1 protein-coding gene is annotated in these 1,480 nt (G+C 63.1%); it reads right to left on the bottom strand.

What is annotated here, in order from left to right; translation table 11 throughout:
- Positions 1-1,480, bottom strand: a 1,480-nt coding sequence (locus HFRIS_RS24390) for an electron transfer flavoprotein-ubiquinone oxidoreductase (protein ID WP_006465699.1), incomplete at both ends; no start/stop codon positions are given.

Genomic DNA, 1,480 nt, shown 5'->3' with positions numbered 1-1,480 from the left:
TTCGGCCCGCCGCCGCCTTCAGGCGTGACCCAGACGATGTTCTGGGTCGGGTCCTTGATATCGCAGGTCTTGCAGTGCACGCAGTTCTGGGCGTTGATCTGCAGGCGGTCGGTGTTGTCCTCGTTCTTGACGAATTCATAGACGCCTGCCGGGCAGTAGCGTGCTTCCGGGCCGGCGTACTTGGCCAGGTTGATCTGGACCGGCACGGCCTTGTCCTTCAGCGTCAGGTGGGCGGGTTGGTCTTCGCCATGGTTGGTATTGGAGATGAAGACCGATGACAGGCGATCGAAGGTCAGCTTGCCATCCGGCTTGGGATAGGCGATCGGCGCAAAGTCAGCGGCCGGACGCAGGCATTCGTGGTCGGCATGCGTATGGCGCAGGGTCCAGGGGGCCTTGCCACCGAACAGTACCTGATCGATGCCCACCAGCAGCGTGCCGGCCACCAGACCCTTGCTCATCGAGGGCTTGAAGTTGCGGGCCTTGTGCAGTTCTTCCTTCAGCCAGGAAGCCTCGAAGGCGGCCGGGTAGGCCGACAGCTCGTCCGACTGGCGATTCTCGCCCAGGGCACTGAATGCCGCATCCGCTGCCAGCATGCCGCTCTTGATCGCCGCATGGCTGCCCTTGATGCGCGAGGCATTGAGGAAACCGGCATCGCAACCCAGCAGCGCACCACCGGGGAACACCAGCTTGGGCAAGGATTGCACGCCGCCGGCGGTGATCGCGCGGGCGCCGTAGGAGAGGCGTTTGCCACCTTCGAAGAACTTGCGGATTTCCGGATGGGTCTTGTAGCGCTGGAATTCCTCGAATGGCGACAGGTAGGGATTCTGGTACGCCAGGCCGACCACGTAGCCCACGGCCACCTGGTTGTTGTCCAGGTGATAGAGGAAGGAACCTCCGTAGGTGTCATTGGACAGCGGCCAGCCGGCGGTGTGGACCACCAGGCCGGGCTGGTGCACTTCCGGCTTCACTTCCCACAGTTCTTTGATGCCGATGGCATAGGTCTGCGGATCGCGGCCGGCATCCAGCTTGTATTTCGCGATCAACTGCTTGCCCAGGTGGCCGCGCGCACCTTCGGCGAAGAAGGTGTATTTGGCGTGCAGTTCCATGCCCAGCTGGAATTCCGGGCCGGGTTCGCCCTCCTTGTTGATGCCCATGTTGCCGGTGGCTACGCCCTTGACCGAGCCGTCCTCGTGGTAGAGCACTTCGGCAGCGGGGAAGCCCGGGAAGATTTCCACGCCCAGCGCTTCGGCCTGCTGGCCCAGCCAGCGCGTGACGTTGGAGAGCGAAATCACATAATTGCCATGGTTCTGGAAGCAGGCCGGGAGCAGCCAGTTCGGCGTCTTGTAGGCCTTGTCGGCCGAGAGGAAGAGGAAGCGGTCTTCGGTCACCGGCGTGTCCAGTGGCGCGCCTTGTTCCTTCCAGTCAGGGATCAGCTCGCTCAGCGCACGCGGGTCCATCACGGCGCCTGAGAGGATATGGG

This window comes from Herbaspirillum frisingense GSF30, from assembly GCF_000300975.2.
In the GTDB taxonomy this organism is placed as follows: domain Bacteria; phylum Pseudomonadota; class Gammaproteobacteria; order Burkholderiales; family Burkholderiaceae_D; genus Herbaspirillum; species Herbaspirillum frisingense.
The sequence above is the reverse complement of the archived record's forward strand: the minus strand, read 5'-3'. Positions and strand labels throughout refer to the sequence as shown.